The sequence below is a fragment of the Butyrivibrio sp. FCS006 genome (assembly GCF_000424525.1).
Taxonomy (GTDB): domain Bacteria; phylum Bacillota; class Clostridia; order Lachnospirales; family Lachnospiraceae; genus Butyrivibrio.
Map to the genome: position 1 here is coordinate 672,311 of NZ_AUKB01000008.1, position 24,746 is coordinate 697,056.

19 protein-coding genes are annotated in these 24,746 nt (G+C 42.0%); 2 read left to right on the forward strand and 17 right to left on the reverse strand.

The window, feature by feature from the left end; all coding sequences use genetic code 11:
* Nucleotides 1-7: 7 nt before the first annotated feature.
* From G633_RS0102915 to G633_RS0102970, 12 genes are all read right to left on the reverse strand, one after another.
* Nucleotides 8-2,281: a peptidase U32 family protein gene (locus G633_RS0102915; protein ID WP_026519014.1), complete on the reverse strand. Its 2,274-nt coding sequence runs from the start codon at nt 2,279-2,281 to the stop codon at nt 8-10.
* Between the two features lie 40 nt (nt 2,282-2,321).
* Entirely contained in the window at nt 2,322-2,732 is a 411-nt protein-coding gene (gene zapA, locus G633_RS0102920) for a cell division protein ZapA (RefSeq protein ID WP_026519015.1), read from the reverse strand.
* A gap of 64 nt (nt 2,733-2,796) precedes the next feature.
* Nucleotides 2,797-3,828: a Holliday junction branch migration DNA helicase RuvB gene (gene ruvB / locus G633_RS0102925; protein ID WP_026519016.1), complete on the reverse strand. Its 1,032-nt coding sequence runs from the start codon at nt 3,826-3,828 to the stop codon at nt 2,797-2,799.
* Nucleotides 3,828-4,448: a Holliday junction branch migration protein RuvA gene (ruvA, locus tag G633_RS0102930; protein ID WP_022767010.1), complete on the reverse strand. Its 621-nt coding sequence runs from the start codon at nt 4,446-4,448 to the stop codon at nt 3,828-3,830. The genes ruvB and ruvA overlap by 1 nt, the downstream gene beginning before the upstream one ends.
* 56 nt (nt 4,449-4,504) lie before the next feature.
* The gene (locus G633_RS0102935; protein WP_330363321.1) at nt 4,505-5,377 is read right to left on the reverse strand and encodes an HAD-IIA family hydrolase; all 873 of its coding nucleotides are present in this window, start codon (nt 5,375-5,377) and stop codon (nt 4,505-4,507) included.
* A gap of 49 nt (nt 5,378-5,426) precedes the next feature.
* On the reverse strand, nt 5,427-6,629 hold the full coding sequence (locus G633_RS20425; protein WP_026519018.1) for an ion transporter: 1,203 nt from the start codon (nt 6,627-6,629) through the stop codon (nt 5,427-5,429).
* Nucleotides 6,626-8,566, reverse strand: a complete 1,941-nt coding sequence (locus tag G633_RS17190) for a DEAD/DEAH box helicase (protein WP_081664666.1) — start codon at nt 8,564-8,566, stop codon at nt 6,626-6,628. Before G633_RS17190 ends, G633_RS20425 begins: the two co-directional genes overlap by 4 nt.
* A gap of 18 nt (nt 8,567-8,584) precedes the next feature.
* Nucleotides 8,585-9,127 (reverse strand): CDP-diacylglycerol--glycerol-3-phosphate 3-phosphatidyltransferase, encoded by a 543-nt coding sequence (pgsA, locus tag G633_RS0102950; protein WP_022767006.1) that lies wholly within the window; start codon nt 9,125-9,127, stop codon nt 8,585-8,587.
* The gene (rimO, locus tag G633_RS0102955; protein ID WP_026519019.1) at nt 9,111-10,478 is read right to left on the reverse strand and encodes a 30S ribosomal protein S12 methylthiotransferase RimO; all 1,368 of its coding nucleotides are present in this window, start codon (nt 10,476-10,478) and stop codon (nt 9,111-9,113) included. The genes pgsA and rimO overlap by 17 nt, the downstream gene beginning before the upstream one ends.
* A 1-nt stretch (nt 10,479) precedes the next feature.
* Nucleotides 10,480-10,779, reverse strand: coding sequence for a DNA-directed RNA polymerase subunit omega (gene rpoZ / locus G633_RS0102960; RefSeq protein ID WP_022767004.1), 300 nt, complete (start codon nt 10,777-10,779; stop codon nt 10,480-10,482).
* A 45-nt stretch (nt 10,780-10,824) separates the two neighbouring features.
* Nucleotides 10,825-11,448 (reverse strand): guanylate kinase, encoded by a 624-nt coding sequence (gmk, locus tag G633_RS0102965; RefSeq protein ID WP_026519020.1) that lies wholly within the window; start codon nt 11,446-11,448, stop codon nt 10,825-10,827.
* Complete coding sequence (locus G633_RS0102970; protein WP_022767002.1) at nt 11,441-12,328, reverse strand: YicC/YloC family endoribonuclease; 888 nt, start codon at nt 12,326-12,328, stop codon at nt 11,441-11,443. Before G633_RS0102970 ends, gmk begins: the two co-directional genes overlap by 8 nt.
* Nucleotides 12,329-12,554: 226 nt before the next feature.
* Here G633_RS0102970 and G633_RS0102975 point away from each other — a divergent pair, with 226 nt between their 5' ends.
* Nucleotides 12,555-14,054, forward strand: a complete 1,500-nt coding sequence (locus tag G633_RS0102975; protein ID WP_026519021.1) for a tagaturonate reductase — start codon at nt 12,555-12,557, stop codon at nt 14,052-14,054.
* A gap of 107 nt (nt 14,055-14,161) precedes the next feature.
* Here the strand turns inward: G633_RS0102975 and trpS are convergent, their stop codons facing one another.
* Nucleotides 14,162-15,163, reverse strand: a complete 1,002-nt coding sequence (trpS, locus tag G633_RS0102980; protein WP_022765591.1) for a tryptophan--tRNA ligase — start codon at nt 15,161-15,163, stop codon at nt 14,162-14,164.
* Nucleotides 15,164-15,284: 121 nt separating this feature from the next.
* Here trpS and G633_RS0102985 point away from each other — a divergent pair, with 121 nt between their 5' ends.
* Nucleotides 15,285-17,087, forward strand: coding sequence for an Rqc2 family fibronectin-binding protein (locus G633_RS0102985; RefSeq protein WP_026519022.1), 1,803 nt, complete (start codon nt 15,285-15,287; stop codon nt 17,085-17,087).
* Nucleotides 17,088-17,148: 61 nt separating this feature from the next.
* On the opposite strand, the gene G633_RS0102990 is transcribed toward G633_RS0102985, so the two are convergent.
* The 4 genes from G633_RS0102990 to cbiD form a co-directional block, all read right to left on the reverse strand.
* Nucleotides 17,149-20,175, reverse strand: coding sequence for an InlB B-repeat-containing protein (locus G633_RS0102990; protein ID WP_026519023.1), 3,027 nt, complete (start codon nt 20,173-20,175; stop codon nt 17,149-17,151).
* Nucleotides 20,176-20,327: 152 nt separating this feature from the next.
* Nucleotides 20,328-21,989 carry a putative polysaccharide biosynthesis protein gene (locus tag G633_RS0102995; protein ID WP_026519024.1) on the reverse strand — a complete coding sequence of 554 codons (1,662 nt, stop codon included), beginning with the start codon at nt 21,987-21,989 and terminating at the stop codon, nt 20,328-20,330.
* Between the two features lie 12 nt (nt 21,990-22,001).
* Nucleotides 22,002-23,447 carry a glycogen synthase GlgA gene (glgA, locus tag G633_RS0103000; RefSeq protein WP_022766997.1) on the reverse strand — a complete coding sequence of 482 codons (1,446 nt, stop codon included), beginning with the start codon at nt 23,445-23,447 and terminating at the stop codon, nt 22,002-22,004.
* Nucleotides 23,448-23,507: 60 nt separating this feature from the next.
* Nucleotides 23,508-24,713, reverse strand: coding sequence for a cobalt-precorrin-5B (C(1))-methyltransferase CbiD (gene cbiD, locus G633_RS0103005; RefSeq protein WP_026519025.1), 1,206 nt, complete (start codon nt 24,711-24,713; stop codon nt 23,508-23,510).
* Nucleotides 24,714-24,746 lie beyond the last annotated feature (33 nt).

The window sequence follows — 24,746 nt, forward strand, 5'->3', positions numbered from 1 at the left end:
TAAGTTCTTATTCTGCTCCGCGTTTAAAATGTCCTGTGGTAAAGCTGCCACTTTCAAATATATCTGACGCATCTGCTCCGTTATACAGATCCGTGTAATAGTCCAAAACTTCTCCGCATCTCTTTGCACTCTCAATAGTAAAATCAATGCGGTAGTGATCAAAGCTCTTTTCGTTCATGATCTTGCCCATTCTTCCATGAAGAGATGTTGGATGGACGTTCCAGATCACGTTATAGCAATGTCTGCAATTGCAGGTTACAGGCAGCACATTGCCGAGTCTGTCTATAATGGTTGTGTTTTCACTGTAGAGCTCATGAACACGTCCACTGCATCTGTCTGTTGTCTTCTTGATGCAGCCTGCACTTACCATCATGGGCATATGGCCATAGAGATTGTAGGATACAGGAATATCTACTGTCTTCTTGAGCTCTCCTGCCATATCTCTTGCTTCACCAAAGTTAAGCTCATAAGGCCCAGTTACTTCCTCAAGTCTGAATCCATCCTGTTCATTACAGTCTATTAGTTCCATTGCTGCTTCTTTATTCCAGGTATATACGCTGTAATCAGAGACAGCTTTGCCAGTAAAACCTTTATCGCATAGATAGCCCAGCTGCTCGAGATTTCTTACAAGAACACCTGTATATCCCGATTCCGGGAGCTTATCAAGTACTCTCTGAACTTCCTTGCAGCCGTCAAAGTCTTCCTGCCTTGTGACATAAGGAAGCGCTACAAACATCTCAAGATTCGAAATGTTAGTCGAAAGTTCTTTTACATCAACAGATAAAAAGATATTGCTGTCTACATATATTCTACCAATATCGGTATTATTCTCAGCTCTCTCAAGTACAGTACTTAACTGCTCTTTAGTGTTGCAAAGGATATGTAAAGGTCCTCTCATAGTAGCTACAGATTTATATGAATCAAGGTCGGTAAAGTGCCTAACATTCTCATAAGAGTTTATCTTCTGTGCACTCTTTTTGATCTCATAAAGCCTGTCTGTCACCTTTGCAACAAGCGTTCTTCTGAGTTCGTTAAGCTCACTTACAGCGATGAATATTCCTGTTCCACTGCCATTATCATCAATAGTGATCTCGATGTTCTCGCACTCGAAAGGTGTTCCGCCAAGTTTAAGGAGCTGCTTTCTTACATTCTCCTCTTCGAGAGGTCTCTTGGATGCAGCCTGTACCTCACTACCCGTGCACTCCTCGTAAATAACATCGTCACCAAAAGAAAGCGACATTGCAATCTTAGCAGCCTCTCCAACCCTAAGCTCACAGAAAATGTCACACTTTAGCTTAAGTTCTGATGTAAGGAACTTCTCATGAACCTCTGACAGAATCTCCTCCGATGTTGGGTTATAGGCCGGTGAAACTACAGTTACCATAGCCTTGTCATTGTGTCTGTGATAATATCCGTCGCTGATACCGGTCCTCTGATAGAGGTTTCTAAGTATCTCCATATCCTCTTTGGATACGCTGTGATCCCCCTTTGGATTCTCGTAGTATTTATCAATATATTTCCTGTAAAGAGCCGTTACACCGGCAGAGTACTCCGGTTTCTTCATTCTTCCTTCGATTTTAAAAGAGTCTATTCCTGCCTCGATAAGTTCAGGAATAATGGCAATCGTGCTCATATCCTTAAGACTTAGTGGATACTGCTCTCCTGACTTGCCATTCATTCTATACGGAAGTCTGCAGGGCTGAGCACATCTGCCTCTGTTACCGCTCCTGCCTCCAACAACGCTGCTGAAAAGACATATTCCGGAATAACAGTAGCACATTGCACCATGAATAAATGCCTCTACCTCGATGTCAGCCTCATCTCTAATGGCCTTCATCTCAGATAGACTAAGCTCTCTGGCTGGCACAACTCTGGTACAGCCCCTCTCTTTAAGGAGTTTGGCACCATATACACCGGTCACTGTCTGCTGAGTGCTGGCGTGAAGCTCTATCCCGGGGAATTCCTGCCTTATAAGACGCATAACACCAAGGTCCTGAACTATTACTCCATCAAGCCCTCTGTCTGCATATGGAAGCATAAAGTCATAAAGCTCGCCATACTCGTTTTCCTTGACCAGCGTATTGACCGTCATATATATCTTTTTATCATGGAGATGGGCGTAGGAAATAGCGTCAAGAACCTGATCTCTGTCAAAATTGTCAGCATAGGCTCTTGCACCAAATTTGGATCCGCCCAGATAAACGGCGTCAGCACCTGCATTGAATGCTCCCACCATTGTTTCATATCCACCAGCCGGTGAAAGAAGTTCTACTCTTTTCATACGCTTAAAAAAGGCTGTCCTGAGACAGCCTTAAACATCCTTACTTCTTGTTACCCTTCACCTGAGCTTCAAGCTGAATGATCTTCTTGGATGAATCATCGAGCTTGGTCTGAAGGTTCTTGCTATTCTTCTCAGTGTTCTCAAGCTTGATCTGAGTTGCGATAAGCTCATGCTTGAGGTCATAGAGCTCTTTCTCCTTCTCGGAGAGCTGCTCTTCCATAAGCTCTATCTGCTTCTTGGACTTAAAGTAGTCGTCAGCGATATTGAGCTGAAGAAGCACATTCTGAGTATCGATGGGCTGTCTCTTAAAGCCGTCGATCTTGTTGTATTCAGCAATCTTATTGTTGATATAAGAAGCTACCTTCTGAAGGTATTCCTCACTCTCATATCCGCTTAATGTAAAAACCTTGCCCCCGATCAATACTTCGGTATCTGTCTTGGATGCCATTATCTCTCCCTCATACTGTACGTAAAATGATTTACATCATGACTTCAAAGTCATAATATCATTTCAATTATATGTCAGCATCACTCGGCATTTCAAGCCCTAAATGATGATATGCAGCTTCTGTTACCACTCTTCCTCTGGGTGTTCTGTTCAGGAACCCGTTTTTGATAAGAAATGGCTCGTAAACATCTTCAATAGTACCTGGATCCTCTCCTATGGCAGCTGCCAGAGTATCAAGGCCGACAGGTCCTCCGGAGAACTTGTTTATCATCGTCAGGAGCAGATTTCTGTCAGTGTGATCAAGTCCCATCTTGTCGACATCCATGAGATCAAGAGCTGTTATTGCAACATCCTCTGTGATCTTGCCATCAAACCTCACCTGAGCAAAGTCTCTTACTCTCTTAAGCACTCTGTTGGCAAGACGCGGAGTTCCACGGCTCCTTCTGGCCATCTCGATAGCGCCTGCGTTATCAACCTCAACATCAAGTACTCTTGCGGACTGAAGGATAATGCTGCAGAGCTCCTCGATATCGTAATACTCCATTCTGTGGATCATTCCAAATCTGTCTCTTAAGGGCGCTGAAAGCATTCCGGCTCTGGTGGTTGCACCTATAAGCGTAAAATGAGGCAGATCAAGCCTTATAGATCTGGCTGTAGGTCCCTTGCCTATCATGATATCTATGCAGAAATCCTCCATGGCAGGATAAAGAACTTCCTCTACCTGCCTGTTAAGTCTGTGGATCTCATCTACAAAGAGAACATCACCTTCTTTAAGATTATTGAGGATAGCAGCCATATCTCCGGGCTTCTCAATAGCAGGACCTGATGTGATCTTAATGCCAACTCCCATTTCATTGGCAATAATGCTGGCAAGTGTAGTCTTACCAAGTCCGGGAGGTCCGTAGAAAAGCAGGTGATCAAGGCTCTCGCCTCTTCCCTTGGCAGCCTCGATGTAAATCTTAAGGCTCTCTTTTATCTTCTTCTGTCCTATGTAGTTATCTAAAGTCTTGGGACGAAGGGAACCTTCAATCTTGACATCTTCAGGACTAAATTCCGCATCCATCCCTCTGGCAGTGGTTACAATCTTACGCTTCTCCATCAGAACATCTCCTTAAGCGCGAGTTTAAGCAGCATCTCAGTATCACCGGATGCAGAATCATTCTCAGCAAGAACTTTCCTGACAGCCTTCATTGCATCGGATGAGTTGTAGCCAAGTGCTACAAGTGCAGCAACTGCCTCATCTCTTGCTGATGAAGCCTCACCTGTAAGATCATCAAGTGTAACGGCAGATGAGCTGCGAAGCATATCATCCTCCGTAGCCTTGATCTTGTCGCGAAGTTCAAGAGTTATCCTCTCGGCAGTCTTCTTGCCGACTCCCGGAGCCTTGGAGATAGTTCCTGCATCTCCCGCCATTATTGCAAATCTGAGATCATCCGGTGTCATGACCGACAGAATGGAAAGACCTCCCTTGGGGCCTATTCCGTTGACGGAGATGAGCATCTTGAATAAGGAGAGCTCATCCCTTGATAGAAATCCGTATAGAGTAAAAGAATCCTCTTTTACCGAGGTATATGTATAGAGCTTGACAGCCTCGCCGATGCCTGGCATTCTGTCCATTGTTGAACCTGAGATAAATACATTCATCCCGACTCCGCCCACATCGACTATGGCAAGCCCTTCTTCAATACTCTCTAAAATGCCGTTAACATAAGCTATCACAGCAATTTCCCCCACTAACTGATTTTCTAAAGAACATTATAGAACATTTGTTTGCTTTAATCAAGGAGTTCTCCCATCTCCTTGATCGAGTCAAATATAACAGTGGGTTTAACCTCAGAATCCGGCACTTCTTCAAGCTTGCACTCACCGGTCAGAACCAGCACTCCCATTGCCCCATTATTAACGCCTGTGGCAACATCAGTGTATATACGGTCTCCGACAAAAGAAATCCTGGAAGCATCTACTCCTGTCGCGTCAACCACCATATCTACAGTCTCTTTAAATGGCTTGCCGACAAACTTAGGACTCACCTTAGTTGAAAGCTCGATTGCAGCGCACATAGCTCCGCAGTCAGGAATAAAACCTTCTTTCACAGGGCAGTTTATATCTAGGTGTGTTGCCAGGAACTTTGCGCCCTTCATAATATAAACGCAGGCATTTGAGAGCTTCTCATAATTAAGAGTCTTATCAAAGGCTACTACCACGATGTCCGGTATGCTCTCACAGATTGCATGGCTCATGGCTGCCTTTTCATCTCGCTCTGATTCAAAGAGATTTATTCCTGCCTCTCTAAAGCTCTTTTCCAGTTCAGGTGTTCCAAGCAGGTATACACTCTTGTCAGAGTACCTGGACTTTATAAATCTGATCATCACATCTCCGCTGGTCATGATCATGTCCCTTGAAATGTGACAGTTCATCTTTTTTAGTTTCTCAATATAGTTCTCTGATGACACTGATGAGTTGTTTGTAAAAAAGATATATTTCTTACCGGCTCTTTTAACAGATTCAAGGAAATCAAGAGCTCCGTCAAGGATCTCATCACCTAAATAAAAAGTGCCATCCATGTCAAGCACAAAGAGCTCTGTATCTTTTAAAATTTTCTTCTTTAATTCTATATCCTGTAAGTCCTTTAAAATATTCTCACTCACGGTTCTACCTCAAATAATTATCGCTACCACGTGACATATTTGTCACAATTTAGATTATCACTCTCTTATACTTATCCTGTAAAAGAATAACATCTCCGGCATTTATGACAACACTGCCGCGAGGAATGATTGCCTCTCCGTTTCTCCTGATAAGGAAGATGTGACTCTGCCTTGAAATATCCAGATCTTTTATGGCAACGCCATTCCAGGAATGGCCTTCATTTATTGTGATCTCTCTAAGCTCAATAGGCTGGAGGTCTTTTGCCTTCTCGGCACAGAGTGCAACGACGTCTCCTACCCTAAGGACAACATCTCCTCTTGGAATTATGGTATCATTCTCTCTCTGGATGGAAACAACTATCATGTCCTTAGGAAAACCGATCTCAGAGATTCTTTTTCCATTCCATGAATCCTCTTCGCCAAGCTTGATCCTGATAAAGTGAATATTCTCTTCCTCTGCGAACTGTCCTACTGCCTTAAGCTTCTGATACTGCTCGACGAATCCGGCACTTATGATACCGGTAGGGATAGCTACCATTCCAACGCCTAAAAAGCTTATGAGTATTCCCAGCATCTTACCTGCTATTGTTACCGGATAAATATCACCATATCCAACCGTCAGAAGCGTAGATACAGACCACCAGATTCCCGAGAAAGCATTCTGGAACACCTCCGGCTGAGCATCGTGCTCAACGCTATACATGCAAAGACTGGAAGCCATCATAAGGATCAGAATGATAAATACTGATGCTGTAAGCTGCTGCTTCTTGGATGAAAGGACTTCTGTGATAACATTCAGCTGGTCATAATAGGAGTTGATCCTAAAGAGCCTTAGTATTCTTGCCACTCTAAAGAGCCTGAACACAGTGGTTCCTGCAGGGAAGAATACAGGCAGGTAATATGGCAGGAAAGATAAAAGATCTACCAGACCTGCAAAGGAAAAGATATATTTTATTACCGAATCTTTTTCTGAAAGTTTTGGATACAGCTCTTTTGCTGTAAAAAGACGAAGCACGTAATCAATAGCAAAGAAAAATGTCGTTACTGCTTCAATAGCAAGGAGGAGCCCTTTATAGTGCTCCTCCATATAATCAAATGTTATTGCGAAAGCCGCAAAAAGATTGAGTATCAGGGCAATAATACTCAGGATGTCGTAAAGTTTGTTGATTGGCTGATCAACAACGCCGGTACTGACCATATTAAAGACTTTAGCTCTTACACGGTTTAGATTACGACCCCCAGTTTTTGTCATTTCTTATCCCCGCTCTCCCTGTTCTTCCTTTTTCCGAAGCTCTCCATTACAAGATCGCTCATATCCTGAAGATAATCAAGGCTCCTCTTTTTGTTCTGAGCTTTTACAGACTTCTTTTTGGACTTTGACAGGTTCATGGTGTCTTCGTCCTGTCCTACATACCAGGCCTTGGTTGAGCCTTCGCCCTTGATGTTGATACGTCCTACATTTTCGAATGCATCTGATGAACGCTTTCTTGCAGGTCTGTCGTTTGAAGGCTTGCGAGTTTTATCAGCTGACCTGCTCTCTTTCTTTTTGTAAATATCCTTGAGTTCGTTAAGATCGCCAATATCCAGCTTGTTCTCAGGCTTTTTCTCAACTACTCTCTCAGGTCTCTTCTCTGATTTTCTTGAAGGTCTTCCGGAAATGCTCTTCTTATCGGACTTCTTCTCGAACCTCTTTTCAGTCTTCTCAAATCTGTCCTTCTTATCGGAACGTCTGCCACGCGAAGATCTCTTTTCATCATCAGATCTTTCGCGCCTTCCGCCCTCATCCTCGCGCCTTTTTAGTCTTTCACCGGTTCTTCTGTATCTGTCGCGCTTGGATTCTCTCTTTTCAAAAAGAACTATATCCTTAATGTCAGCGCCCATCTTGAGCTTCATGAATCCGGCTGCCAGCTGCTCAGCTGTGTACTCGCCCTCATCAACCTTGCTCTTTACATACTCAAGAACCTGAGTGATGTCGTCATTCTCAATGATATCGATAACTTCGGCAAAGACCTTTTGAGACTTGGCCCTTGTTATCTCTTTTGCACCTGGAACTCGTCTCTCCTCGATGGTTGTGTGGCAGATCTTCTCAATCTCGCGAAGCTTGTACATCTCTCTGCCGCCGACGAGGGTAAAGCTCTTTCCGCTCTTACCTGCTCTTCCGGTACGTCCGATTCTGTGAACGTAATACTCAATATCCTCGGGAATATCGAAGTTAAATACAGCCTCAACTCCGCTTACATCAATTCCTCTAGCAGCTACATCTGTAGCAATGAGGATGTTGATCCTGCCACTTCTAAAGAGATTCATTACGGTATCGCGCTGGTTCTGAGAAAGATCTCCGTGGAGCCCGTCACACAGATATCCCTTGCCCTTAAGGCTCTCAGAGAGCTGGTCTACCATTCTCTTGGTGTTGCAGAAAATAAGGCTTCTTGCAGGATTATAGTAATCCATGAGCCTTGTGAGCACCTCTTCCTTCATCTTCTGAGGAACTCTGTAATATGCCTGTTCGATGGCCGCCACGGTTATTTCCTTGGGAGTCATCTTGATGAACCTTGCATCCTCTTTCTGATACTTCTTGGTGATCTCGAGGATGGGCTTGGGCATTGTTGCTGAGAAAAGAGCTGTCTGGCGCTCCTCTGGCATTCCCTGAAGGATGGTCTCAATGTCATCTCTAAAGCCCATGTCGAGCATCTCGTCAGCTTCATCAAGCACGAGAACTCTGACATCCTTCATCTTCATGGTATGCCTTCTCATATGATCCATGACACGTCCCGGGGTTCCGACTACTATCTGAACGCCTGCAGAAAGTGCCTTTATCTGTCTTGAAATATCCTGTCCGCCATATACCGGAAGAACTTTAACTCCCGACATAAACTTGGCAAAATCTCTGATATCGTCAGCTGCCTGCATCGCAAGCTCTCTTGTAGGACATAAAACCACTGCCTGAAGGTGCTTGTTGTCCGGATCTACTTTCTGAAGAAGAGGTATTCCAAATGCAGCTGTCTTGCCCGTTCCGGTCTGGGCCTGACCGATGATGTCTACTCCCTCCATCATCACAGGGATTGCAGCTGCCTGAATGGGTGACATGTACTCGAATCCCATCTCGGTGACTGCTCTGATAATTCTCTCGTCAAGACCTGATTCGTCGTATCTGATCTTAACTTCTTCTTTTACTTCTTTACTACTCATTAATACTCCTAAAATCGCTTAAAAGGGACCGCTCATTACGTCCTTATTCTTGATAAGGTAGTCCACAAGTGAAACGATAGTCAGGACAAGAGCTATCCACTTGATGATCTGTGTTATAAGCGGAAATGGTGTCATTCCGATATTGGCAATCATAAGAATTACCATGAACATCTGGAATGTAGTCTTAAATTTTCCCCAATAGCTTGCTGCGATAACTCTTCCGTTATCTGCTGCAATAAGTCTGAATCCGCTGATAATGAACTCTCTTGCAATGATCACGATTACGATCCACGCCTCGATCCTGCCAAGTTCAATAAGGCCGATCATTGCGCTGCAAACAAGTAGCTTATCAGCTAAGGGATCCATGAATTTTCCAAAATCTGTTACAAGGTTGTACTTTCTGGCAATCTTGCCGTCAAGAAGGTCAGTAAGGCTCGCAACAATGAAGATTGCGAGCGCAACCCACTTAAAGTTAGGGTTCATAGAATCGTTTAAAAGGAAAAACACAAAAAACGGAATAAGAATTACTCTTGCTACAGTTAACTTATTTGGTAAATTCATCTTTCAGCTCTCCTATCAAATCATATTCGTTCGAGCCGGTAATAAGGACATCAACATAATCCCCTGTCATCAGCTCCCTCTGCACTCCTGTTATAAAAAGATATCCATCGATATCCGGTGCATCCTTGTAAGTTCTTGCTACGTATGAAAGGCCATCGTCATCATCAGCATCTGTGATCCTGCCTTCCACAACTGCTCTTACAGTTTTTCCTACCATATCCTCCGCAGCTTCAAATGCGATCTTCTGTTGAATTCGCATAAGTTTGTTTCTGCGAGTGTTCTTTACCCTCTCAGTAACCTGATCCGGCATTGTGGCAGCCGGTGTGTCCTCTTCCTGAGAGTAAGTAAATACCCCTAATCTGTCGAATCTAAGATCACTTACAAGCTCTTCTGTCTGCTTGTGATCCTCGGCAGTCTCTCCCGGGAATCCGCTTATCAGCGTAGTTCTGATGCAGATGTCCGGAATCTCTTCTCTAAGGTGCGTAACCAGCGCTCTTATCTCGGCGCTGTTCGTCCTTCTTCCCATCAGCTTAAGGATCCTGTCAGACCCTGACTGAATGGGGATGTCAAGATAATGACATATCTTGGGCTCTTCCTTCATGACTTTTATCAGTTCATCATCAATCTCTTCAGGATAACAGTAAAGTACTCTTATCCACTTAAAGCCCTCTATCTTACAGAGCTTTCGTAAAAGCTCCGGAAGCATCTTTCTTCCGTACAGGTCTGTACCGTAGATGGTGGTCTCCTGAGCAACAACGAGAAGCTCAGTAACTCCGCCCTCCGCCAGGTCTTTTGCCTCAATAAGAAGCTCATCCATGGGAATACTGCGATACCTTCCTCTTACCTTGGGGATGATGCAGTAGGTGCAGTGCTTATCACAGCCTTCTGCAATCTTGAGATAATCAAAGAGTCCTCCTGTGGTGATAACTCTCTTATATCCGCCCTTAGCGGGCTTATCGATATCCTCGAAATAATTTTCATGGGAAAAGAGCTTGTTCCTCTTGACGGTAGCTTCGATAGCATCAACTACCTTGTCCATTGAAGTAACTCCAAGGATTGCATCTACTTCTGGAATCTCCTTCTGTATCTCATCCTGGTATCTCTGGCCGAGACAACCTGTAACTATGAGTGCCTGAAGCCTGCCATCTTTCCTGCGCTCGGAAAGCTCTAGAATAGTGTCGATACTCTCCTGCTTGGCATCATTTATAAAGCAGCAGGTGTTTACAACTGCTGCTTTTGCTTCATCCTCATCATCTGTAAAGCTGTATCCGCGGGCCTGGAGCATTCCAAGCATTACCTCGGTATCAACTCTGTTTTTGTCGCATCCTAGCGAAACAAAAAATATTTTCATATTATTCGTTCTCTGCTGTCTCCTCAGCTGCGGCTGTCTCTTCGTTCTCTGAAAGAAGTGCTGCCTTCTCCTCATCTGTAAGAATACGAAGCTGTGCCTGGTTCATCTCGTCTACTGCAATTGAAAGAGGCTTCTGCTTGTCCTTAACCTTAACCATTGGCTCGTCACCGGCAATGATCTGTCTTGCTCTCTTTGCAGTAGCCATAACTACTGAATATCTGGAATTGATTACAGGCTGCTCGCCCTCTTCAACTTCCTTGTTTACTACGTTCATAAGATCTACATAAGAAGGGTGTATCATTTTATTCCTTTCCTGCGATAATAACCGCATATACAAGCTAAAGGTTTATAACCTGTTAAGCTCATCTCTGATGGTTTCTATAAAATCAAGATTTCTTGATGGTGCTCCGTGAGCTGCTTCTATTATACTATGAAGCCTCTCTGTGCACTTTTCAAGATCATCATTGATAACAAGATAGTCATACTTCTCGATTCCTACGGACTCTTCCTTAGCTCTCTTTAGCCTCTGAAGAATTACTTCCTCAGTCTCTGTTCCGCGTCCTCGAAGTCTCTTCTCGAGTTCTGCCACTGATGGCGGCATTACGAAAAGAAGTACCGCGTCAGGATACTGCTCTCTTATCTGAAGAGCTCCCTGAATCTCTATTTCAAGTATAACATCTATTCCCTGTGAAAGCTTATCCTCTACAAACTTTCTGGGAGTTCCGTAGTAGTGATCTACGTAACCTGCGTGTTCTATGAGGCCGTTCTCGTTAATGAGCTTCTCAAATTCCTCATTTGATACAAAGAAATACTCTCTGCCGTTAACTTCTCCGGGTCTTGGGTTTCTGGTTGTAGCTGATACTGAAAGCGCGTAATTGTCGTATTTCTTGGTCAGCTCCTTCATAAGTGTGCCCTTACCGGCACCGGAAAATCCTGAAACAACTATTATTATACCTTTACGATTACTCAATGTTCTGTATTTGCTCCCTTACTTTCTCAATATCAGTCTTAAGTGCGATTCCTCTGTCTGAGATCTTAAGGTCTGTAGACTTTGAAAGAATTGTATTGGCTTCTCTGTTCATCTCCTGCGCCAGGAAATCAAGCTTTCTGCCTATTCCGTCCTTGTCATCGCCTGTAGAAAGAGCTTCCTTGGTAGCAAGAATGTGGCTTCTAAGTCTTGTAAGTTCCTCATCAACGCAAACCTTGTCAGCGTAGATGGTAACTTCCATCGCAAGCCTGTTCTCATCAACCTGCTTGTCATCTAAGAGATCTGCTATCTTCTCTCTGAGTTTAGCCTTGTACTCTGTTATGATCTCAGGCGATCTCTCGGTGATATATTCTACATTCTCAAACATACCATCAAGCTTGGCATTTAAATCCTTGGAAAGGAACTCGCCCTCTCTTGTCCTTGACTCTAAGAACTGCTTGCCTGCCTCATCAAGAGCCTTCTTGATTCCGCTCCAGACCTCTTCTTCGTCAAGTTCCTCTTCTTCCATAGTAAATACTTCCGGAAATCTTGAAAGTACTGAGATACGTACATCATTATCAAGTCCGAAATCATCCGCCATTTCTTTCAGGTAATTGAAATACTCTTCAGCGATAGCCTTATTATATTTTACTCTGGATTCTGATTCTGAAAAATCCTCATAACTAATGAAAACATCGACCTTGCCACGCTTCATAAAGTTCTTAAGTTCAGCTCTTATAGCTGACTCAAAAGAATTGAACTTCTTGGGCATCTTTATATTGATATCAAGGTACCTGTTGTTAACAGACTTAAGCTCAACAATATACTTGCGCTGACCTTCTGTGACTTCACTTCTGCCAAAACCAGTCATACTGCAGACCATATCTAGTAATCCCCCTTATTTTGGGTATAAATTTACACAAGTTATTATAATATAACGCAATTTCAAGGTCAATGTCAACGAAATCCGTAACTGTGCCAAAAGAAGCATTTGAAAATTATTAAAATTTTACTATTGTAAACGCTTACATAATTTGATATAACAATATTTAGAAAAGAAATTAAGCGCTAATAATTGTAAGCGGTTACATTACAGGAGGTAAATTCATATGGAGTTATTAAACTATGATGTACTTGAGAAATCAGGTTACAAGGGGTACGTTTTAAAGGATGCTCCTATCAGGGTTCTTCAGTTTGGCGAAGGTAATTTTATGCGTGCTTTCGTTGACTATTTCTTTGACATCAGCAATGAGAAGGCCGGTTTCAACGGTAAGGTTGCTCTTGTACAGCCTATTTCAATGGGACTTACAGAGCTTGTAAATAAGCAGGAAGGTCTTTATACCCTTTACTTAAGAGGTAGTGAGAACGGTCAGAAAGTTGATGCAAAGAGAGTTATCTCCGCATGTGACTGCTGCTTAAATCCATACGATAAGAGCGATTTTGATAAGATTATGGAAATTGCAGAAAGCGACGACCTTGATATCATTGCTTCCAATACAACCGAGGCAGGTATCGCTTATGATTCATCTTGCAATTTTGATGATCAGCCTGCAGCCAGCTTCCCCGGAAAGCTCACTCAGGTACTTTACAGAAGATTTAAGGCAGGCAAGAAGGGCATCGTTGTTCTCTCCTGCGAGCTTATAGATAATAACGGAAAAGAGCTTTTAAAGTGTGTCAATCAATACATCGACCAGTGGAAACTTGAGGATGAGTTTAAGAACTGGGTAAATAATGAAAACATCTTCTGCTCTACTCTTGTAGACAGAATTGTTCCCGGAAGGATCCGTGATCCTAAGGAAGTTGAGAAGCTTGAAGCTGAGAATGGATATCACGACGAGCTCATCGATGTTGGTGAGATCTTTGGAGTATGGATCATCGAAGGACCTGAAGGTCTTGAGGACAGACTTCCTTTCAAGAAAGCCGGTGTAAATGTACATGTTGTTCCTGATGTAATGCCATATAAGCATCGTAAGGTTCGTATCCTCAACGGTGCTCACACAGGATTTGTACTCGGAGCCTATCTTGCAGGATTTGATATTGTTCGTGACTGCATGCAGGATGATGCTGTTGCAGGCTTCATGAACAAGATGCTCAATGAAGAAGTTATCCCTACTCTCGTTGATCACCTTGATGAGAATGACCTCAATCAGTTCGCAGCTGCTGTTAAGGACAGATTCAACAATCCTTTTGTAAACCACGAGCTTATGTCAATCTCACTTAACTCAACAAGTAAGTGGAAGGCAAGAAACATGCCTTCATTCCTTCAGTATATTGATAAGAACGGCAAGCTCCCTGTTTGCCTTACAATGTCACTGGCAGCATATATAGCTTTCTATTCAAATGATGTTCAGGAACTTACAGATGCAGGACTTGTATGCAAGAGATCTGCCGGAAACACCTACACTGTCAACGATGACAGATGGGCACTTGAGTTCTTCTATGACCACAAGAATGATTCTGAGGAAGACCTTGTAAAGGCTGTCCTTGGCAATGAAAAGATGTGGGATCAGGACCTCAATAAGATTGATGGTCTTACAGATACAGTTATTGCTGATCTTAAGAAGATCCGCACAGAGGGTGCTAAGGCTGCATACCAGAGCTGCCTTTAATCCTTAAATACAGTAATTCTATTTTTCATTTCAACTCCTAATCCTTTTAAAAAACGCCGCTTTCATTTTATTGAAAGCGGCGTTTCCCTTTATATCATCATATTAAATCAGAGCTGATAAAATCCGATTTTCTTATAAACCTTACGAAGTGTCTTGTTTGCAATATAAGATGCTCTCTCAGCACCCTCTTTATATACACTCTCAAGATAAGCCTTATCAGCAATAAGTCTCTTAGCTTCCTCACGAATAGGATTAAGTGTCTCAAGCACAGCCTCTCCTACTGCAGGCTTAAATGCACCATAGCCCTGTCCTTCGAACTCTTTCTCAATCTCTTCAAAGGTCTTGCCTGTAATGGTTGAGTAGATATTCATAAGGTTAGCTACGCCCGGCTTGTTCTCCTTGTCATAGCGAACGCAGTTCTCTGTATCTGAGTCTGTTACTGCTCTCTTGAACTTCTTCATTACAACATCAGGCTCATCCATAAGGAATACACATCCGTTAGGCTCTGACTTACTCATCTTGGATCCCGGTGTTGTGAGGCCATAAATACGAGCACCTGTCTTGGCAATATAAGGCTCAGGAATTCTAAATACGTCACCATAGATGTTATTGAAACGCTCAGCAATATTTCTAGTAAGCTCAACGTGTTGTTTCTGGTCTTCTCCTACAGGTACGTAGTGAGGCTGATACAGAAGAATATCTGCAGCCATAAGAGAAGGATATGTGAAAAGACCGGCATTGATATTGTCTTTGTGCTTCTCGGATTTGTCTTTAAACTGAGTCATTCGGCTAAGCTCGCCGAACATTGTATAGCAGTCAAGAACCCATCCAAGCTGTGCATGAGCCGGAACATGTGACTGAAGGAAAAGAGTGTTCTTCTCAGGATCAAGTCCGCATGCAATATAAAGAGCAAGCATCTCAAGAGAACGTCTTCTGAGTTCCTTGGGATCCTGTCTTACTGTGATGGTGTGCATATCTGCCATAAAGTAATAGCACTCAAAATCATTTACCCTGTCTGCCCAGTTCTTGATGGCTCCAAGGTAATTACCCAAATGTAAATCTCCGCTTGGCTGAATGCCGGAGAGCATTATCTTCTTTTCGTTTTCCATAGCTAATCCTCCAAAATGTATACTAAAATACTATATCAGCAATTTCAAAAAATCTCAACCAAATATGCTATTTTACTGTATAATAGTCATGCATTTATTATTTGAAAAGGAAATATTTGAAATGGCATTTGACGGGATTACAATCGCAAACCTTACAAAGGATTTCTCCGACCTGCTCGTCGGAGGACGTATATACAAGATAGCTCAGACAGAAAGTGATGAGCTTTTTATCACTGTGAAACTCTCTTTTGAAGCAGCAGATAAATTCGGGATCAAGCAGACAAAGCTGGTGCTTTCAGCAGATGCCACTCTTCCACTTGTTTATCTTACGGATGAAACAAAAGCATCTCCTATGACTGCACCCAACTTCTGCATGCTCCTAAGAAAGCATATACAAAACGGAAGGATCATATCTATAACACAGCCCGGCGGTCTTGAGAGAGTCATCCGCTTTGAGGTAGAGCATTTAGACGAAATGGGCGATTTACGCCATAAAACTCTCATAATCGAGATTATGGGCAAATACAGTAATATTATCTTTACTGATGAAAATGACGTAATAATCGACTCTATTAAGCATATTCCGGCATCTGTAAGTTCTGTAAGAGAGGTTCTCCCCGGAAGGACTTATTTTATCCCTTCTCAAGAGAAAGCTAATCCGCTCGCAACCACGGCTGATGAATTCTCTTCCCTTGTTCTTAGCAAAGGAATGCCTGTCTTTAAGGCAATCTATTCCAGTTATACCGGAATATCTCCTATTATCGCTCAGGAAATTTGCTTTAGGGCCGGAATTGACGCTGATAAATCAGCCATTGCTTTAGACATGAAGGAATCAACATCTATTTATAGACACTTTGGAGATATTGTTGAATGTATCAAAACAGGCAACTATAATCCTGCAATTTACTATGATAGCAATGCTCCCAAGGAATATTCTTCCATACCTCTTACACTTTATGGTTTCGGAAAAGAACTTTCTGAATCCGATAGTTCATGGCAGGTAAAAGAATTTGATTCCATCTCTTCACTTATTGAACAATACTACGCTGAAAAGAACACCTTCACAAGAATCCGTCAGAAATCAGTTGACCTTAGAAAAATTGTTCAGACTGCACTTGAACGCAACGTCCGTAAATACGATCTTCAGTCAAAACAGATGGCAGATTCTGAGAAAAAAGATAAATACAGGGTCTACGGAGAACTTCTAAACACCTATGGTTACAGTGCTAAAGAAGGTGACAAATCAATCACTGTTAATGACTATAACACAGGTGAAGATATCACAATTCCGCTTGATCCTACTCTTACACCTAATCAGAATGCCAAGAAGTATTTCGATAAATACACCAAGCTAAAAAGGACTCAGGAAGCCCTGGAAGAACAGATGAAAGAAGTAGCTGAAGCAATTGAACAGCTCGAGTCTATTGCTACTTCTCTTGATATAGCTCAGAAAGAAACTGACCTGGCTCAGATAAGGCAGGAACTTGCAGAAAGCGGATATATTAAATCCCATGTATCAGGTAAAAAAGGACGGAATGACAAGGTAAAGAGTGCTCCTTTCCACTACCTCTCCAGCGATGGCTTTGATATTTATGTAGGAAAGAATAACATTCAAAACGATGAACTTACATTTAAGACAGCAAACGGAGGCGACTGGTGGTTCCATGCTAAAAAGATTCCCGGATCACATGTAGTTCTTTTAACCGGTGGTAAAGAAGTTCCAGACAGAGCTTTTGAAGAAGCGGCTGCTCTTGCAGGCTTTTATTCTAAAGGAAAAAATCAGGAAAAAGTAGAAATAGACTATCTTCAAAGAAAAGATGTGAAAAAACCAAATGGTGCAAAACCGGGATTCGTTGTTTATTACACCAATTACTCCATGGCGATTTCACCTGATATATCATCACTCAAACTAATCAGTGATTAATACTAAAACTAAGACGCCTGACCGCCAAAGCGGCCAGACGTCTTTCTTTTATGTAGTAGGCTTATTCTTCTTTTGTCTTTCTTTTAATGAATACCATTGTGAAGCCGATAGCAGCTGCTACGATAATTGTAATTATTCTTCCAAAAGTATTGGTAGAATCTTCTGTACGTCCTCTTCTTGCACCAAGGACTGCTGCTCCGTCAACCGGTCTTGTTGCACCAAGAACCTGACCCTCTGTAGGAGGTGTTATTGTAGGCGGATCATCTGGCGGAGGATTATCATCACTTCTAGGCGGTGTAACAGTAAGTGTTCCAAAATTAGTTGTGATGTTATAGTTACCGGCAAAAGTATTCTCACTCTTAAGAGTGTAAGTAAACGGATTACTGCTGCTACCAACTGCCGTCTGAGATCCGGTTACGTTATATGTAGCGCCTTCCTGACCTCTTTCTTTTCCATTTGCCCATCCATCACCTGAAACGCTTACGCCATCCTTTGTAAGAGGAGTTCCGTCGTAAACCTTACTATCGCTGCCTGATGTAAGAACAACATTTCTCTTAACAATCTCAAGATTAGCAATCTTGGTGGTTTCTTTCATTTCAGCTTCTGTAATAGAAATGGTCTTAGTTTCTTCACCATTTTTCAGCTCAACTTCTACTTCGAATAAATCCTTGACGTCAACATCACTACCATCTACCTTGGTAGTAATTTTAAGCTCATCATAATGAAGATCTACAGGATAATTACCTACATCCAAGCCCTTTCCACCGGTAGTATAAAGTCCTTCAACAGTTACATCCAACCCATCGATGAGCTCAGTCACAGGGTCTACAACTCTCTTGTTATTATCTGCATCTTCATCAGCAGCATATACAACCAGTGTTCCAAGACTAAGAACCTTATTTACAAAGTCAGAAACTGCCTTTCTGAAAAAGACGCCATTTGTATTATTCTGGTCGACATCATGTCCAAGCATTTCAGCTTTAACATTTACATTAAGATCATTTGTAAAATATATACCACTGTATTTTTCTACAACATCTAATTGCTTGCCATCAGCATCAACCTGAATCTTTATCTTGTACTTCTTTGCTTTCTTCCACTGCGCGTAAAGAACAATTTTTTTATTAACTACAATTTCATCTGTAGCTGAATATGCTGTTCCGGAACCATCTCTTTCTGTATTCCATCCGATGAATTCATAAGGGTATGATGTAAACATGTTGTCTTTGACTGCAGTTTTATCATCAACCTTTATCTTTGCATCTTTAATTCTTGTCTGATCTTCATCCTTAGTATCGAAGTAGTTTGAATCATAAGTTACATAAGCGGTAACATATCCATCAATATGATTCGCAACTGCGGCTGCTCTTTCACTCTTATAGACATACCATCTAATATCATCCAAAGTGAAACGCTCATCATCAGCATCAAGATAAGCATTATAATCAGCATCAAGGTGTTCCTGAATTCTTGAAGTTGTTCCCGATTTAAATCCAAAACCGATTTCGCTCTGGTTAATACCGTTATACCAATCAAAAATAGCCTTGTAATCGTAATCATCAGGCTTTGGATATGTTATCTTATCAGCAAGTTCTTCTGAATCAATATTCTTTGCATAACCTGCCCAGTAGCCTGAACCTTCAGGGAAATAACCATTGTCAGGCTGATGATCCTCGCCTAATGGGTCATCTTCAGTAAATATAAGTGTCTCTCCACGCTTTAACAGGAAGAAATATGCATCAACAATATCTCCTTCCAGATTTAATGGCAGATACTTAACATATACAGTCTTGTCTTCTTGTATATTACTAAATCCGACGTAGTCTTCAGCATCCTCACCATTTAATGTGAATATAGCATTTACCGCATATACTACACCTTTAAAAGTCTTCTTATATGCGATCAGAGCATTTGAGTCAGAAGCGTGAACATCATTTCCTGGTAAATACTTAATTTCTCCAATAGTTCTTTCTATAAATTCGCTATCTTTATTTTCAAAATAACGAGCTATAAAAGTAACTGTCTTCGTATCAATATCAGAGATATTAATAACAAGCTGATATCCTGCTTCCTCAGTATTCACAATAATATAATCAAAAGTCAGCTTATCGACATTATCAGCAACAGTATTATTTGCATTTGCATTAAGACCGTCTGTATTGAGTTCTGTAAAAATACCTTTGACAGTATCGTTATCAGAAGCTTCAGCCTTAACAAATTCCTCAGAAATGCTTGCGCTACCAATAGCATACTGGCCTTCGTTAGCTTCTTCCAGACCTAAAAGCTTTTTAAATTCTTTTTCTGTAACGTCATTTGTACTATTCCTTACAAATACGTCTATATCAACCTTATTTTCTTCTACATCGAATCCTTCTTCGTTAGATTCTTCAGCCTTTTTCCAAGTAGCAGTAACTTCTCTGTAATCAGCATTATTTAAAGTCAATACTTCCAGAGATTGGTTATTTTCATCTTCCCATCCGTCAAAGGTCTGATCTTCAAAACTTACGTTTTTAAAGATTTCATTAAATGAAGGTAAAGTGTAATCATATTTTTCACCATCTTCATCAGCATCCCAGGAAACAGTTTTGACTTCTTTATTTGTTTCGCCATTGGCATCGACATATGAAAACTTAATAGTAGCCTCAAACATATTTGCTGAATCGTTTTCTGCATTCACTGCCTGACTAGTTTCACCTTCAACAGGCTTTTTATCAGCATTATCTGCATCAGCCTTTTCATCTTTAACAGTGCCTTCTTCGCCCTGGCCATCCTTAGTATTGTCCTTTACAGCATCAGGATCATTAAAAATAGTCTCAGCAGGCTTAACTTCATCAGCTGTCAAAACAGTTACTGGAACAACCGATTCTACCGGGACTTCATCAGTTTTGACAAAGATTGGTGGAAGCTCCGTCTCTTCTTTCTCTTCCTCTTTCTTTTCTCCAACTTCATCTGTCTCCGGAGCATCAACGGTGATTGCATCTTCTTCACCGGCAAATACTCTTAAGCCGTTGAAATCACTTTTAAAAGTTGTGATTACAAGAACCAGAGCCAGAAGAAAAGCCAAAATTCTATTGCATTTCTTCAACATACAATCCTCCTCCTACATAAGAAAAAAATAAGATGTGAAATTTTTATGAATTTTTTTCACACCTTATTGTAATATTATATCAATCATAATGTCCATCATAATTTATATTTTTTTTGTAATTTTTTTGTATTTTTTTCAAAAGTATAAAGAAACTATAATATTTTAAATTTCTTTAGTATTCTTGCTATACTTGCGCCTTTCGGAAAACGCTTGATATCCTCCTCTGAAGCACCTCCGCTCTTGATCAAAACAGTAAAATAAACCACCACAGCAGCTACAACTGCGACCATTGTTGCAATAAGATTAATAAAATATTCTCCTCTTTCAAGATGTCCGAGCAATAGCATAAACACAAAATGAATTCCGTAAGCTACAGCACCCATAACTATTGCAGAAAATGCCGGAAGTACAAAGGTCTTTTTAATATCTGTAGCAACATCCAGGCTTCTCTTCATAAAGAAGTTATTGAGAACGCACATCATCAGTGAATATGTAATTGTCACGATACAAAGAGCTATATCATTCAGATTTGTATATAGAAGTAATAGAACAAGTAAAGCCGCCTGAACAATCAGTGATATACCGGCATTTATTACAGGAATATACACCTTGCCAATTCCCTGCAGAACGGCATTAGTCACAGTTGAAAGCGAATAGAATACAACAGTTATTGCAAGGAACATCAGAAGCATCGACGCCTCATCAAGAGAAGCCTTCTGTGGGAACAGTATCATCATGACAGGTTTAGCCAGTGCAAATAGTCCTACAGCGCAAGGAATAGAGATCATCAGAATAACTCTGTTGACCCTCGCTACAGTTTTGGCCGCCTCATCCATGCCATCCTTAGCAAGAGTCGCAGATATCTCGGGAATCATGGCAGCTGCAGCTGCGCTTGCAAGAGCAATCGGAAGGTTTGTGATGACCATGGCCTTACTGGAAAAGATTCCGTACTGATAGGCCACAGTGCTCTCTTCCATTCCCTTTACATTTATAAGAATTCTTGTAAAGAAGGTTGAGTTCAGCGTTGTGGATACATTATAAATAAAAGTGCTCAGGATAAAAGGCGTAACGACCATCAGAATCAACAAGAAAGCCTGACCATAGCCCATATCTTCGCTCTCATCGCTCTCAATTCTTCTATGTATATTGCTGCTGTTGAACTTATAGACAATAAACATGAAGATCAGCGCAACCAAAACTCCGGAACCTGTTCCCAGGGCACTACCTATAGCTCCGTAGACAGCTCTTTTAGATGGGTCGCCTTCGCCCACCATTCCGGTCAGTATAACAGCGCCGGTAATACTTACTATAGCGTTAAAGACCTGCTCCACCAGCTGGGAAATTGATGTTGGCACCATGGTTCTGTGAGCCTGGAAATAGCCTCTAAGAACACCTAAGAATCCAAAGAAGAAAATTGTGGGTGCAAAGAACCTAAGGACAGTCGCACTTCGTCCCACAACAAGGAAGTCTGCGCCAAAGAAAAGAATCAGTGCGCCTAAAAGGCCTACGATTGAAACATAGACCAGAGCTGCCCTGAATATCTTATGGGCGTTTCTATATTCTTTTACTGCCAGTTTGCCTGAAAGGATCTTGGAAATAGCTGACGGAATACTATAAGAAGAAATAAGAAGGACGATGCTATAAAAATTATAAGCCGTCGAGTAATATCCGTTACCTTCATCTCCGATAACAGCTGTGAGTGGGCTTCTGTAAAGCAGGCCGATAATTCTTGATATCACGCCTGCAATAGCAAGAATCCCGGCCTGTACAAATAGTCCTTTTTTAGAGTTTTCGCTTGTCTTGTTACTATCCATTTAGAAAAACTGTTATGGCCTTAGCCAGTCGTACATCTCCTGATATTTTTCTGCGGAAACTTTCCATGAGAAATCCACAGCCATCGCTCTGTCGATCATCTTATTCCACTCGCGCTTCTGATCATAGTAAACATGCTCAGCTTCACGGATGGTTCCAAGCATCTCATGAGCGTTGTAGTTAAGGAAGCCGAAGCCTGTTCCTGTTCCCTCAAACTTGTTGTAAGGCTCAACGGTATCGATAAGACCACCGGTCTGTCTTACGATCGGAATAGTTCCGTATCTGAGAGCCATGAGCTGTGAAAGTCCGCAGGGCTCAAAGAGTGAAGGCATCAGGAACACATCAGATGCTGCATATATCTTGTGTGACATAGGCTCTGAATAGTAGATATTGGCAGAAACCTTGTCGTTGTATTTCCAGTCAAAGTGTCTGAAGGAATTCTCGTACTGCTCAGAACCTGTTCCAAGAACTACCAGCTGAATCGCATCCTGGCAGAGCTCATCGAGAACGTAGTTGATGAGGTCAAATCCCTTCTGGTCGGTAAGTCTTGAAACGATACCGATCATCATCATCTTGTCATCTTCCTTAAGGCCAAGCTCTTTCTGAAGAGCACGTTTATTCTTAACCTTCTCCTTACGGAAGTTGATCGCATTGTACTTGTAAGGTATATACTGGTCTGTCTCAGGATTGAACTCATCGTAGTCAATACCGTTGACAATGCCTCGAAGGTCATTAGCCCTTGCTCTTAACAGTCCGTCAAGCTCTTCGCCGTAGAACTCGGTCTTGATCTCCTCAGCATAAGCCTTACTAACTGTTGTGATGGCATCTGCATATACGATACCGCCCTTAAGGAGGTTGGCATCCTTGTAAAGTCCCAGTTTATCCGGTGTGAAGTAGTAATCCGGAAGCCCTGTGATCTCCTGAACCTTCTTGATATCCCACTTGCCCTGGAACTTCAGGTTGTGGATGGTCATGATGGCCTTGATTCCTCTGTAGAACTCACTGCCCTGGAATCTCTCCTTGAGATAAACAGGGATAAGGCCTGTCTGCCAGTCGTGACAGTGAATGATGTCTGGTCTGAAATCAATTGCCGGAAGAATTGACAGCGCAGCCTTTGAGAAGTAAGCGAACTTCTCAATCTCAAAGATAACATCATCACAATAAGGCTTCATGCCATTGAAATAGAACTCATTATCGATGAAGTAATACTTTATGCCGTCAACCTCAGCCTTAAAGATTCCTACATACTCGTTCTTCCAATGGAAATCCATGTAGAAGTTGGATACGTACTCCATCTTATCCTTCATCTGCTGATTGATGCACTTATATAAAGGCAAAATAACCCTTACATCAAAGTATCTCTTGTCGATGTTCTTGGGAAGTGATCCCACAACGTCGGCAAGTCCGCCTGTCTTAATAAAAGGTACTCCTTCTGAAGCAACAAACAGGATGTTTTTCATTAGCTGTCATCTCCTAACCTATGCAGAATATTTAACTAATTTATATAATAATAGAATATCTTATTTCATCTTAAGTGACAATGCATATTGTTCCTGAGAAACTTTCATAAGGACATTTCTTGTATCTGAGGTCTGACCCAAGAGCCCGAATTGTTCGGAAAACAGTGCAACTCCAAACTGCATCTTGCCACGGCACCTTCTTCTGACGCTGTTTTCTATCTGAACCATTATGCTCTGCATAACCATGTCTCGAAGTCCCCATTTATCCAAAAGAGATAACATCTCATCGACAGTTACACAGCCCATCAAAGTCTTGGCTTGAGTGGAAGTTCCGCCAACAAGGGCTACATGCGCTGCAAAAATCTCTCTCCTTGCATCCGAAGCGGATGAATTGGTGTTCATAATTCCGGCTGCGAGTTTAACCAGCTTGCCTGCATTTCCTACAAGAAGGAAGTTCTGTACTCCCTCAGCAACCGCTTCATCAATTGCTTCTCCTGGGAAGTTATAGCAGAAAATACTGGTCTTGAGGTCAACATGCAGGCTTTGATTTATCTTGTCTGCGCAGTATCTTCCGGGACTTACTAAAATTGATCTGATGCCCTGCCTCGTCTGGAAACGGATCTGCTCATCGATGGAATTGGAAATCTCCCTCATTTGGATCGGAGGAATGCGTCCATAGCTGCCCATGATGGTTATTCCGCCGGTAAATGCACTCTGTCCCATCGCCTGTTTGGCAGCGATCATCATTCCTTCAGGACAGGATACCGTTATCATCAGAAGCTGATAGCCATCTGAAGCCTCGCACACATCAGCAACTGCGTCAAATATCAGTGCTCTGCACTCCTTCTCGATAAGAGGCTGGCCTTTCTTTATTCCGTTCATATCTACAGCTGAAGTTCCAATGCCTTCTCCGCCTCGTAAAAAGAGATTTGGATAGCGAAGGTCTATATGAGAGTTATCTGCAGTTTCATTTATATCTTTGATTCTGGAAACACATACATGAATGTTGGCTCTTTCTCTGATATCGGGAGCCATTCCTCCCTCCATCAGGGCCACATACTCAGACTGGTCATTGTCACACTTATCATCTACGCGCTGCAACATATAGGTCCTTGAAGCACCATGTGAATGATTTATCGTTACATTTTCATTGTTGATCTTAAAGATAAGATCCGCAGCAGCAGCTCTTGCAGCTGCAGCAGCGCAATCTCCCGAAGATATCTGACTTAGCGAAAATCCCATGTCTCTTGCAGAAAACCTGTCCATACAAATCCCCTCGCAATCGATGATGTACTATAG